The 17,787-nt window shown below is 40.8% G+C and carries 14 protein-coding genes and 1 tRNA gene; 12 read left to right on the forward strand and 3 right to left on the reverse strand.

Features of this window, described 5'->3' with window-relative positions; all coding sequences use genetic code 11:
• Positions 1–97: 97 nt before the first annotated feature.
• Positions 98–2,704, reverse strand: a complete 2,607-nt coding sequence (gene clpB, locus I6J03_RS16945; protein WP_003003848.1) for an ATP-dependent chaperone ClpB — start codon at positions 2,702–2,704, stop codon at positions 98–100.
• Positions 2,705–2,967: 263 nt separating this feature from the next.
• Between clpB and I6J03_RS16950 the strand changes: the two genes are divergently transcribed.
• The 3 genes from I6J03_RS16950 to I6J03_RS16960 all read left to right on the forward strand — a co-directional run bounded on the left by I6J03_RS16950 (position 2,968) and on the right by I6J03_RS16960 (position 4,505).
• Positions 2,968–3,040 (forward strand) — tRNA-Thr (locus I6J03_RS16950).
• 121 nt (positions 3,041–3,161) lie between these two features.
• Positions 3,162–3,908: a hypothetical protein gene (locus I6J03_RS16955; protein ID WP_003003846.1), complete on the forward strand. Its 747-nt coding sequence runs from the start codon at positions 3,162–3,164 to the stop codon at positions 3,906–3,908.
• 3 nt (positions 3,909–3,911) lie between these two features.
• Entirely contained in the window at positions 3,912–4,505 is a 594-nt protein-coding gene (locus I6J03_RS16960; protein WP_003003843.1) for a hypothetical protein, read from the forward strand.
• 402 nt (positions 4,506–4,907) lie between these two features.
• On the opposite strand, the gene I6J03_RS16965 is transcribed toward I6J03_RS16960, so the two are convergent.
• Complete coding sequence (locus I6J03_RS16965) at positions 4,908–6,026, reverse strand: acyloxyacyl hydrolase (protein ID WP_003003840.1); 1,119 nt, start codon at positions 6,024–6,026, stop codon at positions 4,908–4,910.
• 305 nt (positions 6,027–6,331) lie between these two features.
• Between I6J03_RS16965 and I6J03_RS16970 the strand changes: the two genes are divergently transcribed.
• From I6J03_RS16970 to I6J03_RS17010, 9 genes are all read left to right on the forward strand, one after another.
• Positions 6,332–7,249, forward strand: a complete 918-nt coding sequence (locus I6J03_RS16970) for an AEC family transporter (RefSeq protein WP_003003837.1) — start codon at positions 6,332–6,334, stop codon at positions 7,247–7,249.
• A 134-nt stretch (positions 7,250–7,383) separates the two neighbouring features.
• Positions 7,384–8,346 (forward strand): formylglycine-generating enzyme family protein, encoded by a 963-nt coding sequence (locus I6J03_RS16975; protein WP_003003834.1) that lies wholly within the window; start codon positions 7,384–7,386, stop codon positions 8,344–8,346.
• A 37-nt stretch (positions 8,347–8,383) separates the two neighbouring features.
• Entirely contained in the window at positions 8,384–9,700 is a 1,317-nt protein-coding gene (locus I6J03_RS16980; RefSeq protein WP_115171073.1) for a Gfo/Idh/MocA family protein, read from the forward strand.
• A 10-nt stretch (positions 9,701–9,710) separates the two neighbouring features.
• Entirely contained in the window at positions 9,711–10,751 is a 1,041-nt protein-coding gene (locus tag I6J03_RS16985; protein ID WP_003003825.1) for an FAD:protein FMN transferase, read from the forward strand.
• Positions 10,748–11,680, forward strand: a complete 933-nt coding sequence (locus I6J03_RS16990; RefSeq protein WP_003003823.1) for a hydroxypyruvate isomerase family protein — start codon at positions 10,748–10,750, stop codon at positions 11,678–11,680. The genes I6J03_RS16985 and I6J03_RS16990 overlap by 4 nt, the downstream gene beginning before the upstream one ends.
• A gap of 96 nt (positions 11,681–11,776) precedes the next feature.
• A complete protein-coding gene (locus I6J03_RS16995) occupies positions 11,777–13,021 on the forward strand; it encodes an MFS transporter (RefSeq protein ID WP_003003820.1) in 1,245 nt (414 codons plus the stop codon).
• 31 nt (positions 13,022–13,052) lie between these two features.
• A complete protein-coding gene (locus I6J03_RS17000) occupies positions 13,053–14,738 on the forward strand; it encodes a GMC oxidoreductase (RefSeq protein ID WP_003003817.1) in 1,686 nt (561 codons plus the stop codon).
• A gap of 19 nt (positions 14,739–14,757) precedes the next feature.
• Complete coding sequence (locus I6J03_RS17005; RefSeq protein ID WP_003003816.1) at positions 14,758–16,188, forward strand: Gfo/Idh/MocA family protein; 1,431 nt, start codon at positions 14,758–14,760, stop codon at positions 16,186–16,188.
• A gap of 27 nt (positions 16,189–16,215) precedes the next feature.
• Positions 16,216–16,848, forward strand: coding sequence for a gluconate 2-dehydrogenase subunit 3 family protein (locus I6J03_RS17010; protein ID WP_201693850.1), 633 nt, complete (start codon positions 16,216–16,218; stop codon positions 16,846–16,848).
• 46 nt (positions 16,849–16,894) lie between these two features.
• Here the strand turns inward: I6J03_RS17010 and I6J03_RS17015 are convergent, their stop codons facing one another.
• Positions 16,895–17,623: an acyl-[acyl-carrier-protein] thioesterase gene (locus tag I6J03_RS17015; RefSeq protein WP_201693852.1), complete on the reverse strand. Its 729-nt coding sequence runs from the start codon at positions 17,621–17,623 to the stop codon at positions 16,895–16,897.
• Positions 17,624–17,787 lie beyond the last annotated feature (164 nt).

A 17,787-nucleotide genomic window follows, 5' to 3' on the forward strand; every position in this document is an offset into this window, starting at 1 on the left:
CTGATGAATAAAAATAAAAGAGCTGCAGCAAACTAATCATTGTATGAATAGTTTACTGCAGCTTCTTATATAGCTTGTCCGCTAAGGACGCTAACTTTTATTTGGTCTCTTTATCCTTATTCAGGAACACAAACTGTCCGTCGAACGTATCCAGTTGTATAATTGAATCTCTGGAGATCTTTCCGGAAAGGATTTCCTTTGATAATTCATTCAGTATACGTTTTTGGATCACACGTTTCAGCGGTCTTGCACCATATACCGGATCATATCCGAGTTGAGCCAGCCAATCCAGTGCTTCATCTGTAGCGGAGATAAATATATTCTGTTCTGCCAACTGATGTTGAACTTTATTGAACTGAAGACGGACGATGTCGCCAATCTCGGTTCGGCTCAGCGGTGTGAACATGATAACTTCATCAATTCTGTTCAAGAACTCCGGACGTATAGATTTCTGTAGTAATTCGAACACCTCACTTCTGGTTTTAGCTACTACTTCATCCCTGTTCTCATCATTAAGATGAGAGAAGTTTTCCTGGATAATATGTGACCCTGTATTAGAAGTCATGATGATAATCGTGTTTTTAAAATTGACAACACGACCTTTGTTATCCGTCAGATGTCCGTCATCCAATACCTGTAACAGGATATTGAAAACATCGGGATGTGCTTTTTCAATCTCATCCAGTAATACCACCGAATATGGGCGACGTCTCACCGCTTCTGTCAGCTGACCACCTTCATCATAACCTACATATCCCGGAGGCGCTCCTATAAGACGGGATACGGCGTGACGTTCCTGATATTCGGACATATCGATACGAATCATCGCCTGCTCGTCATCAAAAAGAAATTCTGCCAGAGCTTTGGCTAATTCAGTCTTACCTACCCCGGTAGTACCCAGGAAGATAAACGAACCGATCGGGCGTTTGGCATCACTCAGTCCGGCGCGCGATCTGCGTATAGCATCAGAGATGGCTTCTATCGCTTCATGTTGTCCTGCTACACGTTTGTGTAACTCTTCTTCCAGCGTCAGGAGCTTTTCACGTTCGGATTGTACCATTTTATTAACCGGAATACCTGTCCATCGCGATACAACATCTGCGATGTCTTCAGAAGTTACTTCTTCTTTCAGCATACGGCTGCTGGCTTGCTTTTCCGCCAGTTCAGCTTTTAACTTCTCGACATGATCCTGTGCTTCTTTAATTTTACCATATCGCAGCTCCGCTACTTTACCGTAGTCTCCTGCACGCTCCGCCTGATCTGCTTCCAGTTTGAAATTCTCAATATTGGCAATCTCCTGATTGACTTCATCTACAAGAGATTTTTCAGATTGCCATGCGGCTTTCAGTGAATCGCGTTCGGAAGCCAGGTTGGCAATCACCTCAGACAGTTCGTTCACTTTCTTTTCATCGTTTTCTCGTTTGATCGCTTCACGTTCGATTTCCAGTTGCATGATCCGGCGTTCCAGTTCATCTACTGCTTCTGGAACGGAGTCCATTTCTAAGCGAAGTTTTGAAGCCGCCTCGTCCACAAGGTCGATAGCTTTATCCGGTAAAAAGCGATCCGTTATATAACGCTGAGAGAGCTCTACAGCAGAAATAATGGCTTCATCCAGAATTCTTACTTTATGATGTGTCTCATATCGCTCTTTTAGTCCTCTTAATATAGATATGGCGTCCTGTGTGTCGGGTTCACCAACCATTACTTTTTGAAAACGACGCTCTAAGGCTTTATCCTTTTCAAAATATTTCTGATACTCATTGAGTGTAGTTGCACCTATAGCACGGAGTTCACCTCTTGCTAAGGCTGGTTTCAGAATATTAGCCGCGTCCATAGCACCTTCACCACCTCCGGCACCGACCAGTGTATGTATTTCATCTATAAAAAGTATAATTTCTCCGTCACTGTCAGAAACTTCTTTGACAACGGCCTTTAGACGCTCCTCAAATTCTCCTTTATATTTCGCTCCGGCAATCAGCGCACCCATATCCAGAGAAAATACCGTTTTGGATTTCAGGTTTTCCGGTGCATCACCCTTGATTATACGGTGAGCAATACCTTCCGCAATAGCCGTCTTACCCACACCCGGTTCACCCACGAGTATAGGATTATTTTTGGTCCTGCGGGAAAGGATCTGCATTACCCGGCGAATCTCTTCGTCACGGCCGATGACAGGGTCAAGTTTTCCGGATTCTGCAAATTCATTCAGATTCCGGGCGTATTTATTTAAGGCATTGAAAGTGGCCTCCGCATTCTGATCTGTAACGCGGTTATTTCCGCGTAGTTCCTTGATCGCCAGTTTCAGATCCTTTTCATTTACACCCTGATCTTTAAGCAGGGAAGCGGTTTTACCTCCTGCATTCAGTATCCCTAAAAGTAAATGCTCAATGGAGACAAACTCATCATTGAACTCCTTGAGATAGGATTGTGCTTTCTGAAGTGCAGAATTAGCCTCGTTACTCAGATAGATATTGCTTCCGCTTACCTTTGGATACCCTTGGATCTGCTTGTCCACTTCTCCTTCAAGATAGGCGATATTTACATTTAACTTTTTTAATAAGTGACCAATGATGTTTTCGTCAACGGTCAATAATGCTTTTAGAATATGTGCGGGTTCGATCGCCTGCTGCTGATTGCCTGAGGCGATTTCAGAAGCCTTTTGTATGGCTTCCTGAGCTTTGATCGTATAATTGTTGAAATTCATATCGTATTAGATTTTCTATGAGGGTAACAATCATTATGCCTATACGGTTTTCATAAAATAATCGGAAAAAATGTCCGTTTAAATTGATTTGAAGCGACATATTTTCAGGTAAGAGCAAATAAAACTGAAATTATGTCTAAATAATTGGCTTGGTTTTCAGTTGTTTGCTTACAAATGGTGAGAAAATGGATAAAAAGACTTGCAAAAAAAAGATCAGATTTCGATATTTGCACCGTTAACGGAAGACGTTGGCGATCAGCGATGCCTCCTTAGCTCAGCTGGTAGAGCAACTGACTTGTAATCAGTAGGTCATTGGTTCGATTCCGATAGGAGGCTCACAAAGGCCTGGTATTTATATACCAGGCCTTTTTATTTTGCCTAAATACTTAAACTTATCTATTCTTGGTACAATATTTATATGTATATCGGACGTTAATACATGGTCAACACATATTATATGAATAGATTCGCCGCAGTTGTACTGCTTTTCTCTGTATTGGTTTTAATATTAAGTAGTTGTAGTTCTATCTATATGCCCAATGTTCCGGCAACTCCGATGTTTAGTAAACAGGGAGAGGGATATTTATCCGGACATGTTAATCTTAAAGGAAATGTGAGTGGTAATGCAGGTGTGGCCATATCGGATCATATCGGTATTATAGCCAACGGTTCTTATGTCAATCACAAAAAACAGATTAAAGAATTCAAGCAATATCTCTATGAAGGAGGATTGGGATATTTTACAACAATAGGAAAATCCAAAAGGCAGATTTTTGAAGTATATGCCGGATATGGGATTGGGAATTCGGTAGAGACAGACCTTCGATCTACTACCACAGGTATGCAGCCGGTAGAAATACGGGATATGGACTTTGAGAAAATATTTGTGCAGGTCAATTACTCTTCGACCAAGAAGGATAAGATAAAATTGTTTGGCGCAAAGCGTGAGTTAAATTACGGAACGGCTATCCGCATGAGTCGTGTGGCTATGAAAGATTTTACCATTGATGAGGTTAATGCTGAAAAGGAAGATAATATTTTTATAGAACCTGTTTTTTTTACGAGATTAGCACTTAATCGTAATTGGCAGTTGCAATATACCACCGGGTTTAATATCGGAGTTAACAGCAATGAATACCTTAAGGCGGGCAATGCGGTTTTTACATTGGGTGTAAGTTATAATTTTGGTAAAAAGAAAAAATAAAACATGAATGGATTAAAAGGACTGGGTATCTGCCTGATCGTATTTCTAATGGCGGGTTGTGGCGTGAACAGACAAAAGGCACAGATAGAAAACCTGAGTAAATGTAAGTATGAACTGGAAGCTGTAGACAGTTTAATGCTGGCAGGTGCAAGTTTTAAAAATGTCATGCAGGATGGCGAACTGAATCTTTCGGCGTTGCCGGGACTGGCGATAGCAATGCTGAGAAGAGATGTTCCTATGGAAGCAAATCTCAAACTGAAGGTAACGAATCCTACAGCTAAAAAAGCTGCTATCAATAAATTTCAATATAAGATTGCCTTTCAGCAAACGGATCTGGCCGAAGGCGAGGTAGAACAAAAGCTGTCTATCGATCCGAATCAATCTGCTGTTGTACCCATCAAAATAAAGATGAATCTGTACGAATCGCTTAAAAGTGACGGGATTCAGGATTTCTTAAAAGCTTTAGAAAGTAACTCCGGTAATAAAGGTGTTCTTACTTTAAAGATTAAGCCGGCTATAACCGTTGCTGGACAGTCGTTTTATTATCCTGGATATATTACTATTGATAAGGAAGTAAGTCAGAAGCTGTTGTTTTAAATTTTTTTATTCCGTTAGAGGCACAAGCGGACGCTTGCGCCATACAAAGACTGAGGAATCTAGATTACAATGTTGGCGGGGACGCCAACATACGCTGGTTGAAACAAAACTTATCAGCTTTGTAGGTGTTTTGCAATATGTTCAAAGTACTACATATCATAGCGGCTTTTTCTCTCCTTTTTAAGGAGAGAGGTTTTCCATAAAACACAAAAATATTTTCTGTATGCAGCTGAATTAGGTGTTAATAAATGCGTCAAGAGCATTTGTAGCAGTATCTTATATAGAGGACACAAGCGGAGGCTTGCGCCACAGATGGAGAACGTTGGCTGCTGTCCTCACCGGTAATAATATACAGGCAGAAGTTTTCGTTTACGCCAGACAAAGACCAGATGTAAAGTGGTATCAGTGTTTTTTACCAAATGTATATCCTGCAGTCCATTCAATATAGTCTGCTTTACCCATATGTGCTTTAATTGATACGCCGGCATTGATGTTTTTGTACACATAATAGCGGGCTCCGGCTCTCAGATAGAAATTTTCAATTTCTCCGTTAAAATCATTTTTATGCAGATAATATCCGATATTTCCATTCAATACCAAACGTTCATTCAGGACATGCGCCATATAGAATGCCGGACCTCCGGAAAATAAGGCTCTAAATTTACCTTTTTCACTGCCCGCAATTTCCTCTGCATTTCCGGATGCCGAGTAAAAGAAATCAAAGCCACCTCCAAATCTCCATTTATAAGATACATGGCGACTCATATAAGCACTTAATGTGGCTTTGTGATATCTCTTGTCAATCTGTCTGTCAATTTGTTTGAATCCTCCGGCTATATTAATGTGATACAGCCAGGTCTGCTCAAACGGAGGAACTTCTGCACGGCTGTAATCTGCTGACTCGGAGTTAGGTGTATAGGTGAGTGATGCGGTCAGCGGCAATAGGTTCACACCTTTATTTGGCAGACGCATAGCGCCGTTTGAAAAGTGATGAAATGCCGCTCCGACGCCTACATCGAAATTTTTATGAAATTTATATTTGGCCCGAAAACCAAAGTCTATAAAAACATTATTTTTTGTTCCGATAACTAAGTTCAACGGATTTGTTTCTTCATTATATGGCTTGAAGTTGCCGGACAAACCCAATGCAATGCGGTATTCATAAGTCCATCTCTTATCATTTTTAGGATGTATAGGTACGATTACAAATCCATAAACCGCATAGGGACTGCCGATGATATTGGTGTTGAAGGTACTGGAATACAGTCCGACTCCATATATCGGATAGTTATAGAGTTGATGATAAATATCTTTGGAACGCTGGGTTTGCCATCCTACACGTAGATTGACACCATTATAATATGCATCTTCAAAAGTGACTTGTTTAACATCCTTGGAAGCAATAATACCTCCGTTTTCAGCCTCAATTTCAATTATCAGCGGATTTTTGCGACGAGCTGGTGTGACGCTGTCCTGCACAGTCCACAGCAGGTCCGACTGTGCTTCGCAGATGCCATGCATAAAAACTAATAAAAGAACTAAAGTAAATAAATTAAAATTTTTCAATATAGAATGATTAACCTGTCCGAATAGTTAAGGAAAGTGCAAAAATATGTATTTTCTATGAAAGAAACTTTTGATTGAAAGTGTTTTTTGGTCAATGTTTTGCCATAAACTTAGATAAATTGCGTCCGGATGCAATTCAAACCTGCAATGAACAAAAAAATGAAATACTCTTTCCGGTATTGAAGACCGCATTATTCAAAAGACTATTATAATGTTTGCCTGAAAAATTTACCTTTGTTAGCGTATTAAATTCTAAACGGGTGGCCAACTTTATTTTAATTATTATATGCATTGCTGCAGGATATATACTGAAACAGACTAAAAGTATTCATCCTGATGCACATAAAGGAATTAATACTTGGATTCTGTATTTTGCTCTTCCTGCTGTCTCCTTCAAATATCTGCCTCATATCGACTGGAACAGAGATCTTATTGTTCCTGTACTGAGCCCCCTTATCGTGCTGCTGGGCAGTATGATTTTTTTTCGGATTTATTGCTGGCAAAAGCATTACAGTGCGCGCACGGAGAGTACATTGACAATGGTTTCGGGATTTAGCAATACCTCTTTTGTCGGATTTCCCTTAGTCGCTGCTTTTTACGGAGAAGAATATATGAGCATCGCTATTATCTGTGATCAGGCTACTTTCTTTTTGCTCTCGACACTCGGAGTTTATCTGGCAACTAAAGGAAGTGCTGATTCTGCGGCTAAACTTAATTTGGGATATATCATCAGGCGTTTATTCACTTTTCCTCCGTTTCTGGGCTGTATTGCCGCATTGATATTGCCCCGCTTTGTTGATCTGACGGCTATGGAGCCTGTGTTTGATAAATTAGGCGCTACCGTATCTCCACTGGCCTTATTCTCTGTAGGTTTGCAACTGCAGTTCAAAGGATGGAAGAAACAGATTTCGCAGATATCTTTTTCTCTGTTTTACAAATTGCTTATTGCCCCGGCCTTAGTTCTGATCTTTGTGTTGCTTACAGGAGCAAAGAAGGAGATTGGGGCCGTTACCATATTTGAAATGGCTATGCCTACCTTGGTTTCGACCAGTATTGTGATTGAGCAGTTTCGGTTGAATAGTAAAATCGCAAATATTATCATCGGTTTTAGTATTCTCATTGCTTTACTCACGGCAGGAATCTGGTCTGCTGTGATTCATTATTTTCTTCATTTCTAAACGATCTGCTTATCTGTAACAGATTTGTTATTTCGATGATATGTGTATTTTGTACAATTAGTGTAACTTTAGTCTTCCTGAAAAAGATGTAGTTATTTTCAGGAAAATTTAAACCGAGGAATCTAACTGATTATATGCGATTAATACTATCATTCTGCCTATTCGCCTGCGTTCACTATGGACAGGCACAATCAAATTTTCAAAAATACACTCAGGATATTAAAGGTACCAAGCTTAGTTTCACGATGGAGGCCATTCCGGGCGGGACTTTTAAGCAGGGAAGTAATACCGGTAAAGAAGATGAGAAACCTGTACATGAAGTCAAGATCAACCCTTTCTGGATGAGTACCTATGAAGTCACATGGGATCTTTACGAACCTTTTGTTTATAAAGACTATGAAGTGACTCAGTCTGTGGACGGGCAAGTCAGTGCCGCTGTAGATGCAGTGACCAGACCGACGAAGCCATATCTCGACATGACATTTGGAATGGGGAAAGAGGGACACCCTGCTTTGGCCATGACACATTATAATGCAATTCAGTTTTGTAAGTGGTTGTATGTCAGAACCGGAGTGTTTTTCAGATTACCGACAGAAGCGGAATGGGAATACGCAAGCAGAGCCGGGAGTCAGGACGATTATTTCTTCGGAAATGATGCCTCTAAGCTGGATGAATATGCCTGGTATAAAGCAAACAGCGATGCGCAGACACAAAAAGTCGGTTTGAAAAAACCAAATAAATGGGGTCTTTATGATATTTTGGGAAATGTAGCTGAATGGACCTATGATCAGTATGATGAATCCTTTTACAAGCAATTTGCCGGGAAGACAGCAGACAATCCTGTGAATATCCCTACTAAACTATATCCGCACAGTGTGCGGGGGGGAGCATTTGACAGCGAAGCAAAAGATCTCCGATCGGCCAACAGAATGGCTTCAGATCCATTCTGGAAACAACTCGATCCTCAAATTCCAAAATCAAACTGGTGGTTTCCGGAAGCACCTTTTATAGGGTTGCGTCTGGTACGTCCTCAGACAGCTCCTACACATGAGGAGATCATGGCTTATTATGATAAAGCTCCGATCAAAGATTTTTAAATTTTATATAACTTTTAAACCTAATAAACTTATAAAAATGGAAAGTAATTTTCTGCGTAGAGATTTTTTAAAAGCAGGAGCAGCTGTAGCGGGTACGGCAGCCTTAAGCTCAATGCCGGTTTCAGCTGTTTTTGCTGCGGGCAGTGATGTGATTAAGGTCGCTTTAATCGGTTGCGGGGGCAGAGGAACCGGAGCGGCATTTGATGCATTTGCCTCAGGGCAGAATATCAGATTGGTGGCTATGGCAGATGCTTTTAAAGATAATCTGGATAGCACATATAATACATTAAAAGAAAAATTTCAAGATAAAATAGATATTCCGGATAGCCGCAAATATGTTGGTTTTGATGGCTACAAGTCCGCAATTAAAGATGCAGATGTTGTTATTCTGACAACTCCTCCGGGATTTCGCCCTATTCATTTTGAAGAAGCTGTAAAGCAGGGGAAACATGTGTTTATGGAAAAACCGGTAGCCACAGATCTTCCGGGAATCCGTCGTGTACTGGCTGCTGCAGCGGAAGCAAAACGTAAAAAACTTAATGTTGTAGTAGGTTTGCAACGTCGTTATCAGACAAATTACAGAGAAGTTATCAAGCGTGTTCAGGATGGTGCTATAGGAGATGTGGTATCAGGTCAGGTCTATTGGAATAGTGGTGGTGTATGGGTAAGACCCCGCAAGCCGGGTATGACCGAAATGGAATATCAGATGAGAAACTGGTATTACTTCAACTGGTTGTGTGGTGATCATATCGTAGAACAACACGTACATAATATTGATATTGCAAACTGGATCAAGGGAAAATATCCGGTCTCCATACAGGGTACAGGAAGTCAGGCTTTCCGTAAAGGAAAAGATTACGGTGAAATCTATGACAACTTTGCTGTGGAATTGACGTATGATGATAATTCTGTCGTATACAGTCAGTGTCGTCACTTTGAAGGAATCTCTAACAGGGTAGATGAAACATTTCAGGCAACTAAAGGGCGTACCTATCTTTCAGCAGGAGGACAGGGGGTACTCTGGGATGCAAACGGAAAAGAAATTTACAGACACGATCCTAAAGGAAATCCGAATCCATATCAGCAAGAGCATAAAGAATTATTTGAAGCGATTGCAAAAGGAGAATATAAATTTGATAATGCCGAGTACGGAGCTTACAGCACACTGACAGGTATTATAGGTCGTATAGCGTGTTATACCGGAAAGACAATTAAATGGGATAAGGCGCTGGAATCGAATGTAGATCTTCAGCCTGCAACATATGCCTGGGATGCAAATCCTAAGATATTGCCTAATGCAGATGGTTTATATCCTGTGGCTGTTCCCGGACAGAATACAAACCTTTATATCTAAAGTTCTTTTCATGAAAAGATCATGGACGGCTTTAGTATTCTTTTTTATTGGTTGCCTGGGCGCTTACGCCGGGCAGCCAAATAAAGCAATAGATCGTCATGTGATTGATGGAAGAGCGCAAGGCACGACTTACCATATTGTCTATTATGCTGAAAGAACAATATCGAAAACAGCCATAGACAGTATGCTTATGGATATTGATAATTCGATGTCCGTCTATAATAAAAATTCTCTTATTTCTAAATTCAATCTTCCGGAGACAACTTCAATTGAAATGGATCACCATATGCAAAAGGTGGTGAACAAGTCATTTGCTTATTATAAGCTTTCAAAAGGACAGTTTGATATCACTGTCGCACCTCTGGTACAATTGTGGGGATTTGGTCCTGCACGTATATCTGCCCTCCCGGATGAAGAGCAAATCAGAGAGACATTGAAAAATGTGGGAATGAATCAGCTCAAAGTAAGAGGCAAACGACTGCTAAAGAAAAATCCGAAAGTATCGATCGATCTGAATGGTATTGCACAGGGCTATTCCGTGGATGTACTGGCAGACTATCTGCTACAGCAGGGTATTCAGGATTTTATTGTCGAACTGGGAGGGGAGTTGCGTATCAGTGGTAAAAAACCTGACGGAGAACGGTTAAAAGTGGGAATAGAACGTCCTGTAAAAACAAATGGTAATACAGCGCTAAAACAGGATGTAATAGTACCACCCGGCGGAGCTATTACTACAGCCGGAAATTTTGAGAAATATCTAATGGATAAAAACCGTAAAATTACCCACCACATTAATCCTAAAACCGGCTATTCTTTTGAAACAAGTATTGTGAGTGTCACTGTACATGCACCTACGGCTATGGAAGGAGATGCGCTGGATAATATTTTTATGGCAATGTCTCCTGATGAGGCAATTGTTTTTGCAAATAAGATAAAAAATATAGATATTTATATTATATACAATAACCAGCAAGGAGATATTCTGGAAAAGCACACGAAAGGCTTTGAGAATCTTTTTGACATAAACCCAATTCCGAATTTATCGCTATGAAACGAAGTGATTTTCTTAGAAATGCTGCTTTAGTATCAGGTGCAGCGCTTACAGGCAATGCACTACAAGCCTCCGAACAAAAAGCACAGAATCTTTTTACTGAACAAAAAGGTAAAACGTTTAAGCTGAACTATGCGCCACATCAGGGCATGTTTCAGGATTCCGCAGGTAAAAACTTTTTGGATGAAATCAAGTATTTTTATGATCTCGGATTTAGAGCCATTGAGGACAACGGTTATCTGGGACGATCGGTAGAAGAACAGGAGAAAATAGGTGATCTTCTGGCCAAATTGGGTATGACTATGGGCGTTTTTGTTGTGGATGGCGGTCAGAATTGGATGACTTCACTTGCTACCGGTAAACCTGAATTTCTGGATCACTTTGTGAAAACTTGTCAACGCTCAGTAGAGGCTGCAAAGCGTTGTAATGCCAAATGGCTTACTGTTGTTCCCGGATTCTATGAGCGTAAACTTCCGTGGGGAAATCAGTTTGCTAATATTGTACAAGCCATGCGAAAAGGAGCGGAAATCTTCGAACCGCATAATCTGATAATGGTACTGGAAACCTTGAGCGATACCCCGGATCTTTTTCTTCAGCAAACGCACGAAACCTATGCAGTATGTAAAGCTGTCAATAGTCCAGCCTGCAAAATACTTTATGATATCTATCATATGCAGCGTACAGAAGGTGATCTGCTGGTCAATATAGATCGTTGCTGGGATGAAATTGCCTATATACAGATAGGTGATAATCCGGGCCGTAAAGAACCTACTACAGGTGAAATTAACTATAAGAATGTATTTGCACATTTATATAAAAAAGGTTACAGAGGTGTAATGGGAATGGAACACGGGAAGTCGAAAGGTGGAAAAGCTGGGGAAGAGGCACTTGTGGCAGCCTACAGGGAGGTTGATAGTTTCAGTGTGTAACTTTTTTAATAGTGTATTTTTTACAATTTGATTTTTTTTATAACTTGCTAAATATTTAAACCATAATAATTGTAATATCATAAACCATCTACCTCTATGTCTACAGGAATAAAAATAAAATTATCTTTCATGATGTTTCTCGAATTTTTTATTTGGGGAGCATGGTTTGTTACGTTGGGGACTTTCCTGAGTAAGAGCCTTAATGCAACAGGTCTGGAAAGTGCAAATGTATTTTCGACTCAATCCTGGGGAGCTATAGTTGCGCCATTTATCATCGGTATGATTGCGGATCGCTTTTTTAATGCAGAGCGTATCCTTGGCGTACTTCATATTGTAGGGGCTTTTCTGATGTATCAGATGTATCAGTCTACTTCAGTGAGTGAGTTTTATCCATATGTACTGGGATATATGTTGTTGTACATGCCAACGTTATCTTTAGTCAATTCGGTTTCTTTCCGTCAGATGAAAAATCCGGAAAAGGAATTTTCGAGTATCCGTATCTGGGGAACTATTGGCTGGATCGTTGCTGGTCTGGCGATCAGTTATCTGTTTAAATGGGATGCCGGAGAAGGTTTATTGAAAAACACCTTTTTAATGGCAGGTATAGCATCATTGGTGTTGGGTTTATTTAGCTTTACACTTCCTAAGACTCCACCTGTCAAAATTGAACAGACTGAAAAAGCGACCATAGGACAGATTATCGGATTGGATGCCGTTAAACTGTTGAAAGACAAAAACTTTTTATTGTTCTTTATTTCATCTATACTGATCTGTATTCCACTGGCATTTTATTACCAGAATGCAAATGTATTCCTGAGTGAGATTAATCTGGAAAATCCTACAGGAAAAATGACTATAGGTCAGATTTCCGAAGTCTTATTTCTGCTTTTGCTTCCCGTGTTCTTTACCCGTTTTGGTTTTAAGAAAACTATTCTGGTAGGTATGCTTGCCTGGGCCGCACGCTATCTGATGTTTGCTTACGGAAATGCGGGAGACCTTACCTTTATGTTAATTACCGGAATTGCATTACACGGTATCTGTTATGACTTTTTCTTTGTTTCAGGACAGATCTATACCGATAATAAAGCCGGTGCCAAATATAAAAGTTCTGCTCAGGGATTAATTACATTGGCGACCTATGGTGTGGGTCAGCTTATCGGATTCTGGGTGGCAGGATATGTAAGTGATATGTACATTGATCTGAAGTCAACGGATATCGCATTATTCTGGAATAAAGTATGGGTGATTCCTGCCGGAATTGCAATTGTTGTTTTCTTATTTTTCCTGATTTTCTTTAAAGATGAGAAGATAGAGAGTACCAAAGAAACTGAAACTATTTAAAACAAATTATAAACTAATAAAGAGAAGAGATATGGCAGATAATGTATATGACGCAATTGTCATCGGATCAGGAATAAGCGGTGGTTGGGCTGCAAAGGAACTGACGGAAAAAGGACTTAAAACAATTGTTTTAGAACGTGGTCGTAATATCGAACATGTGAAAGATTATCCATCGCCCAATAAAAATCCTTGGGATTTTGAACATCGCGGAGGTCGTACAACACAAATGGTCAAAGATTATCCTGTTCTTAGTCGTGACTATCCCCTCAATGAAAAAAACCTGGATTACTGGGTCAATGAGAAGGAAAGTCCATATACAGAGGTGAAAAGATTCGACTGGTACCGCGGGTATCATGTCGGAGGCCGATCGCTGATGTGGGGAAGACAAAGTTACCGTTTCTCTGATCTGGATTTTGAAGCCAACCTTAAAGATGGTCATGGTACAGACTGGCCAATTCGTTATAATGAAATTGCTCCGTGGTACAGCTATGCAGAGAAATTTGCAGGAATCTCCGGTAACAGAGACGGCCTTGCCGTACTACCGGACGGAGATTTTATGCCGGCAATGGAGATGAATATTGTAGAAAAAGATCTTGCGGCACGATTGAAGACGCAGTATGGCGGTAAAAGACACTTTATCATGGGAAGAACAGCAAATATTACTGTTCCTCATCATGGACGTGTCAACTGTCAATACCAGAATCAGTGCTGGTTAGGATGTAATTTCGGTGCATATTTCAGTACACAGTCTGCAACCTTACCGGCTGCTGTGAAAACAGGTAACCTGACTTTGAGACCTTTCTCTATCGTGAAGAATATCATCTACGATAAGAATACTAAAAAAGCAACAGGAGTAGAGATAATTGATGCAGAGACAAATAAGACCTATGAATTCTTTGCAAAAGTAATTTTCGTATGTGCTTCAGCACTTAACTCTACATGGGTATTGATGAACTCCGCTACGGATGTATGGGAAGGTGGATTAGGTAGTAGCAGCGGACAGTTGGGACACAATCTGATGGATCACCACTTCCGTTGCGGAGCAGGAGGTTCTGTAGAAGGGTATGAAGAGAGCTATACATTCGGAAGAAGACCTAATGGTATATACGTTCCGCGATTTGTAAACGTAGACGGCGATACCAAAAAACGCGATTATATACGTGGATTCGGATATCAGGGTGGTGCCAGCCGAGGACGTTGGTCGGGCGCTGTTGCTGAAATGAGTGTCGGAGATGCCTGGAAAGATGCGATCCTGGAACCGGGAGGCTGGAGTGTAGGCTTTACAGCTTTCGGTGAAATGCTTCCTTACCATGAAAATAAAGTTACCCTCGATAAAAATGTAAAAGATAAATGGGGCTTACCGGTATTGGCGATCGATGCGGAAATAAAAGATAATGAGATCAAAATGCGTAAGGATATGCAGGAGGAGATGAAAGAGATGTTGGAATCTATCGGTGTGAAAGATGTATATACTTATGACAACGTTTACGGTTTAGGACAGGGAATTCATGAGATGGGTACTGCCCGTATGGGTACAGATCCTAAAAATTCTGTATTGAACAGTCACAACCAGGTATGGGATGCAAAGAACGTATTCGTTACAGACGGAGCTGCAATGGCTTCAGCTGCATGTATCAACCCTTCACTTACTTATATGGCATTGACAGCGCGTGCTGTTGATTTTGCGGTCAGTGAGCTGAAAAAAGGAAACCTATAATCAAACGTCTTCATAAATTATGGATAAAAACAGTAGTACTTCAAGGAGAGATTTTATAAGGTCGGCTGCGACAGCAGCTGCCGCATTTATGATTGTGCCGCGCCATGTACTCGGTGGTACCGGATTTATTGCACCAAGTGATAAATTGCAGGTAGCCGGAATCGGGGTTGGCGGAAAAGGAGCCAGTGATATTAATTCATTCTTCGCAAGTGGTAAAGCCGATATTGCTTTTTTGTGTGATGTAGATGATACAAGAGCTGCAGGTACCGTTAAGAAATTTCCGAAAGCAAAATATTATAAGGATTTCCGGGAAATGTTAGACAAGGAACATAAGCATATAGATGCTGTTTCTATCTCTACTCCGGATCATAATCACGCTATTCAATCCCTTGCAGCGATGCAACTGGGTAAGCACGTGTACGTACAGAAACCTCTCACTCATGATGTGTGGGAAGCAAGGGTACTGACAGATGCGGCTAAGAAATATAAAGTAGTCACGCAGATGGGTAATCAGGGTGCCTCTAATGATGGTCCGCGTCAGGTACGTGAATGGTACGAAGCCGGTATGATCGGTGACGTACATACCGTATATTGCTGGACGGACAGACCGGTTTGGCCTTCAGGTATTCCATGGCCTACACAAAAAGGTCAGATCCCTAAAGAGCTGGATTGGGATCTGTGGTTAGGTACTGCCCCTCAACGTGATTATATTGATAAATTAGTTCCCTTCAACTGGAGAGGCTGGTGGGACTATGGGACAGGTGCGTTGGGAGATATGGGATGTCACTTGCTGGAAGTGCCTTTCAGTACATTAGGATTGACCTATGTGCAGGATGTACAGGCGAGTGTGGGTACCGTCTATGTGGATGAATTCAAACGCGGATATTTCCCAGAAAGTTGTCCCCCTTCCAGTCATGCGACACTAACCTTCCCTAAAGGTAATCGTACTGCTGGTCCTGTGACCTTACATTGGATGGATGGTGGTATACAACCTCCGAGACCGGATGAATTAGGTCCTAATGAAATCTTTGGTGATGGTGGTAATGGTATTTTATTAGTAGGTACGAAAGGAAAAATTCTGGCAGATACTTACGGACAAAATGCACGTTTACTTCCGACTTCCCGTAAAGAAAATGTAGCACAAAAATATGCACGTGTTGCAGGTGGTGCAGAAGGTCACTATGGTCAGTGGGTAGAAGCATGTATTGCCGGCTATGGTAAAAAAGAGGTGAGCTCACCGTTTGAGATCGCTGGCCCGCTTACAGAAGCATTATTAATGGCTAATCTGGCCATTCGTGGCGCAGATATGCGTATTAATAATAAATATCCGGGTAGAAACCTGAAATTACTGTGGGATAATCAACAAATGAAAGTGACTAACTTTGATGAAGTCAACCAGTTTGTGAAAAGAAATTACCGTACAGGTTGGGATATCAAGTATACAATTTAAGCATTAACGTTTTAAAACGATAAAGATATGAATAGAAGAGAAGCATTACAGCGTGTCGCCCTGTTGATGGGAGGAACTGTCATTGGCGCTAATCTTTTCCTGGAAGGCTGTTCACGTTCAGCTTCAAAAGATACAGCAAAACTTTTTGAAAAAGATTCGGTCAATTTTCTTGGCGATCTGGCAGAAGCGATCTTGCCCAAAACAAGTACACCGGGAGCGAAGGAAGCAGGCGTAGGAGAATTTATCCCTGTCATGATCAGAGACTGTTATGCAGACACTGAGCAAAAGGTATTCTTAGACGGAATCAATACTGTTGATGAACGTGCTAAGAAGGAATTCGGTAAGAAGTTTCAGGAACTAAGTAAGGAAGATCAGACTAAATTTGTCAATATTCTTGATAAAGAAGCCAGTGAATACAACGCTAAGCAGGCAGAAGCTACAAAAGCACAGCGTGAAAAGGATGCATTGAAACAAAATGAAATGTATCGTGTGCCGAAAAGCGATCCGCCACACTGGTTCACGATGTTCAAGCAATTGACCCTTACAGGTTTCTTTACTTCAGAACTGGGCGCTACTAAAGCGCTACGTTATGTGAAAATTCCGGGGAAATTTGATGGTAATTATCCTTATAAAAAAGGAGAGCACGCCTGGGCATTATAACAGAATGGAACTTAAGATAAAAAAAGCGGACAACTGTCCGCTTTTTTTATCTTAACCCTATAGCCATCAGAAAATTGATCTTTGGATTCTTTTCAACCTTAAAGAAGATCTCTTTATCGGTATGTGCACTCGAAATGGTGACAACATCGTGATAGGTGAGTTCACGTAAATAGTTCATCTCCAAAGAATGAATATTGTTTTCCAGTACCAACTCCGGTTTCAATGTGTCCAGACACCAGTCCATATATTTTACATTGTTGACATGCTTGACGATGTCCAGATCAGACAGCACAACCTGATAATTTTTAATAAATTCTGTTTCCGTCGCAAGGTTTAATCGGGAAAAAGGTTTGGATGTCGCTGTTCTGTCCGGATATGTGGTAAAACCTTCTGTAGAAATCGCCAGATCTTCCGAGCCTCGTTTCAGGGTGTTGATCACTGCCCAGTAGGTGGTTGCTGCCAGATAGAGTTCTCCTTTAACATAAATTTCGAAATTGCGTATGGACCTGGCTCCCTCAAATTCCTGAACCCAGGTTTTAATATGGATCTTATCCAGCCACTTGGGTAATCTGGAAATTTCCATCCGAATTCTGCTCAACACCCATGCCTGATTATTCCGGGCCATTTCAAAAAAGCCAAACCCGGCAGCAATAGCATGTTCGCCGGCTGTGATCTGAAGCATATTGCTCATCTCGGCGTATTTAATCAAGCCGGAGGCATAGCAATGAGTGAAATTGACTTCCCACTCTTTCTCGTATATAGACGGTCTTTCCATAATCCTGTTTGAGCATAAAAATAATGTAAATGTCAAAGAAACCCAATCTGTTTCAAAATAGTGTCATGTAAAAGAAAAAATACGAATGGATGTTGTTTATAAGTGAAAGTATATCTAAATTTAGCTAACAAGATACAAAAAAGCCTGAAATGACGTTTGTATCA

This window comes from Sphingobacterium spiritivorum (assembly GCF_016724845.1).
In the GTDB taxonomy this organism is placed as follows: domain Bacteria; phylum Bacteroidota; class Bacteroidia; order Sphingobacteriales; family Sphingobacteriaceae; genus Sphingobacterium; species Sphingobacterium spiritivorum_A.

Coding starts and splice junctions, on each gene's coding strand:
- clpB (WP_003003848.1), bottom strand. CDS start 2,704: ATGAATTTCAACAATTATACGATCAAAGCTCAGGAAGCCATACAAAAG.
- I6J03_RS16955 (WP_003003846.1), top strand. CDS start 3,162: ATGAATAGATTCGCCGCAGTTGTACTGCTTTTCTCTGTATTGGTTTTA.
- I6J03_RS16960 (WP_003003843.1), top strand. CDS start 3,912: ATGAATGGATTAAAAGGACTGGGTATCTGCCTGATCGTATTTCTAATG.
- I6J03_RS16965 (WP_003003840.1), bottom strand. CDS start 6,026: ATGCATGGCATCTGCGAAGCACAGTCGGACCTGCTGTGGACTGTGCAG.
- I6J03_RS16975 (WP_003003834.1), top strand. CDS start 7,384: ATGCGATTAATACTATCATTCTGCCTATTCGCCTGCGTTCACTATGGA.
- I6J03_RS16980 (WP_115171073.1), top strand. CDS start 8,384: ATGGAAAGTAATTTTCTGCGTAGAGATTTTTTAAAAGCAGGAGCAGCT.
- I6J03_RS16985 (WP_003003825.1), top strand. CDS start 9,711: ATGAAAAGATCATGGACGGCTTTAGTATTCTTTTTTATTGGTTGCCTG.
- I6J03_RS16990 (WP_003003823.1), top strand. CDS start 10,748: ATGAAACGAAGTGATTTTCTTAGAAATGCTGCTTTAGTATCAGGTGCA.
- I6J03_RS16995 (WP_003003820.1), top strand. CDS start 11,777: ATGTCTACAGGAATAAAAATAAAATTATCTTTCATGATGTTTCTCGAA.
- I6J03_RS17000 (WP_003003817.1), top strand. CDS start 13,053: ATGGCAGATAATGTATATGACGCAATTGTCATCGGATCAGGAATAAGC.
- I6J03_RS17005 (WP_003003816.1), top strand. CDS start 14,758: ATGGATAAAAACAGTAGTACTTCAAGGAGAGATTTTATAAGGTCGGCT.
- I6J03_RS17010 (WP_201693850.1), top strand. CDS start 16,216: ATGAATAGAAGAGAAGCATTACAGCGTGTCGCCCTGTTGATGGGAGGA.
- I6J03_RS17015 (WP_201693852.1), bottom strand. CDS start 17,623: ATGGAAAGACCGTCTATATACGAGAAAGAGTGGGAAGTCAATTTCACT.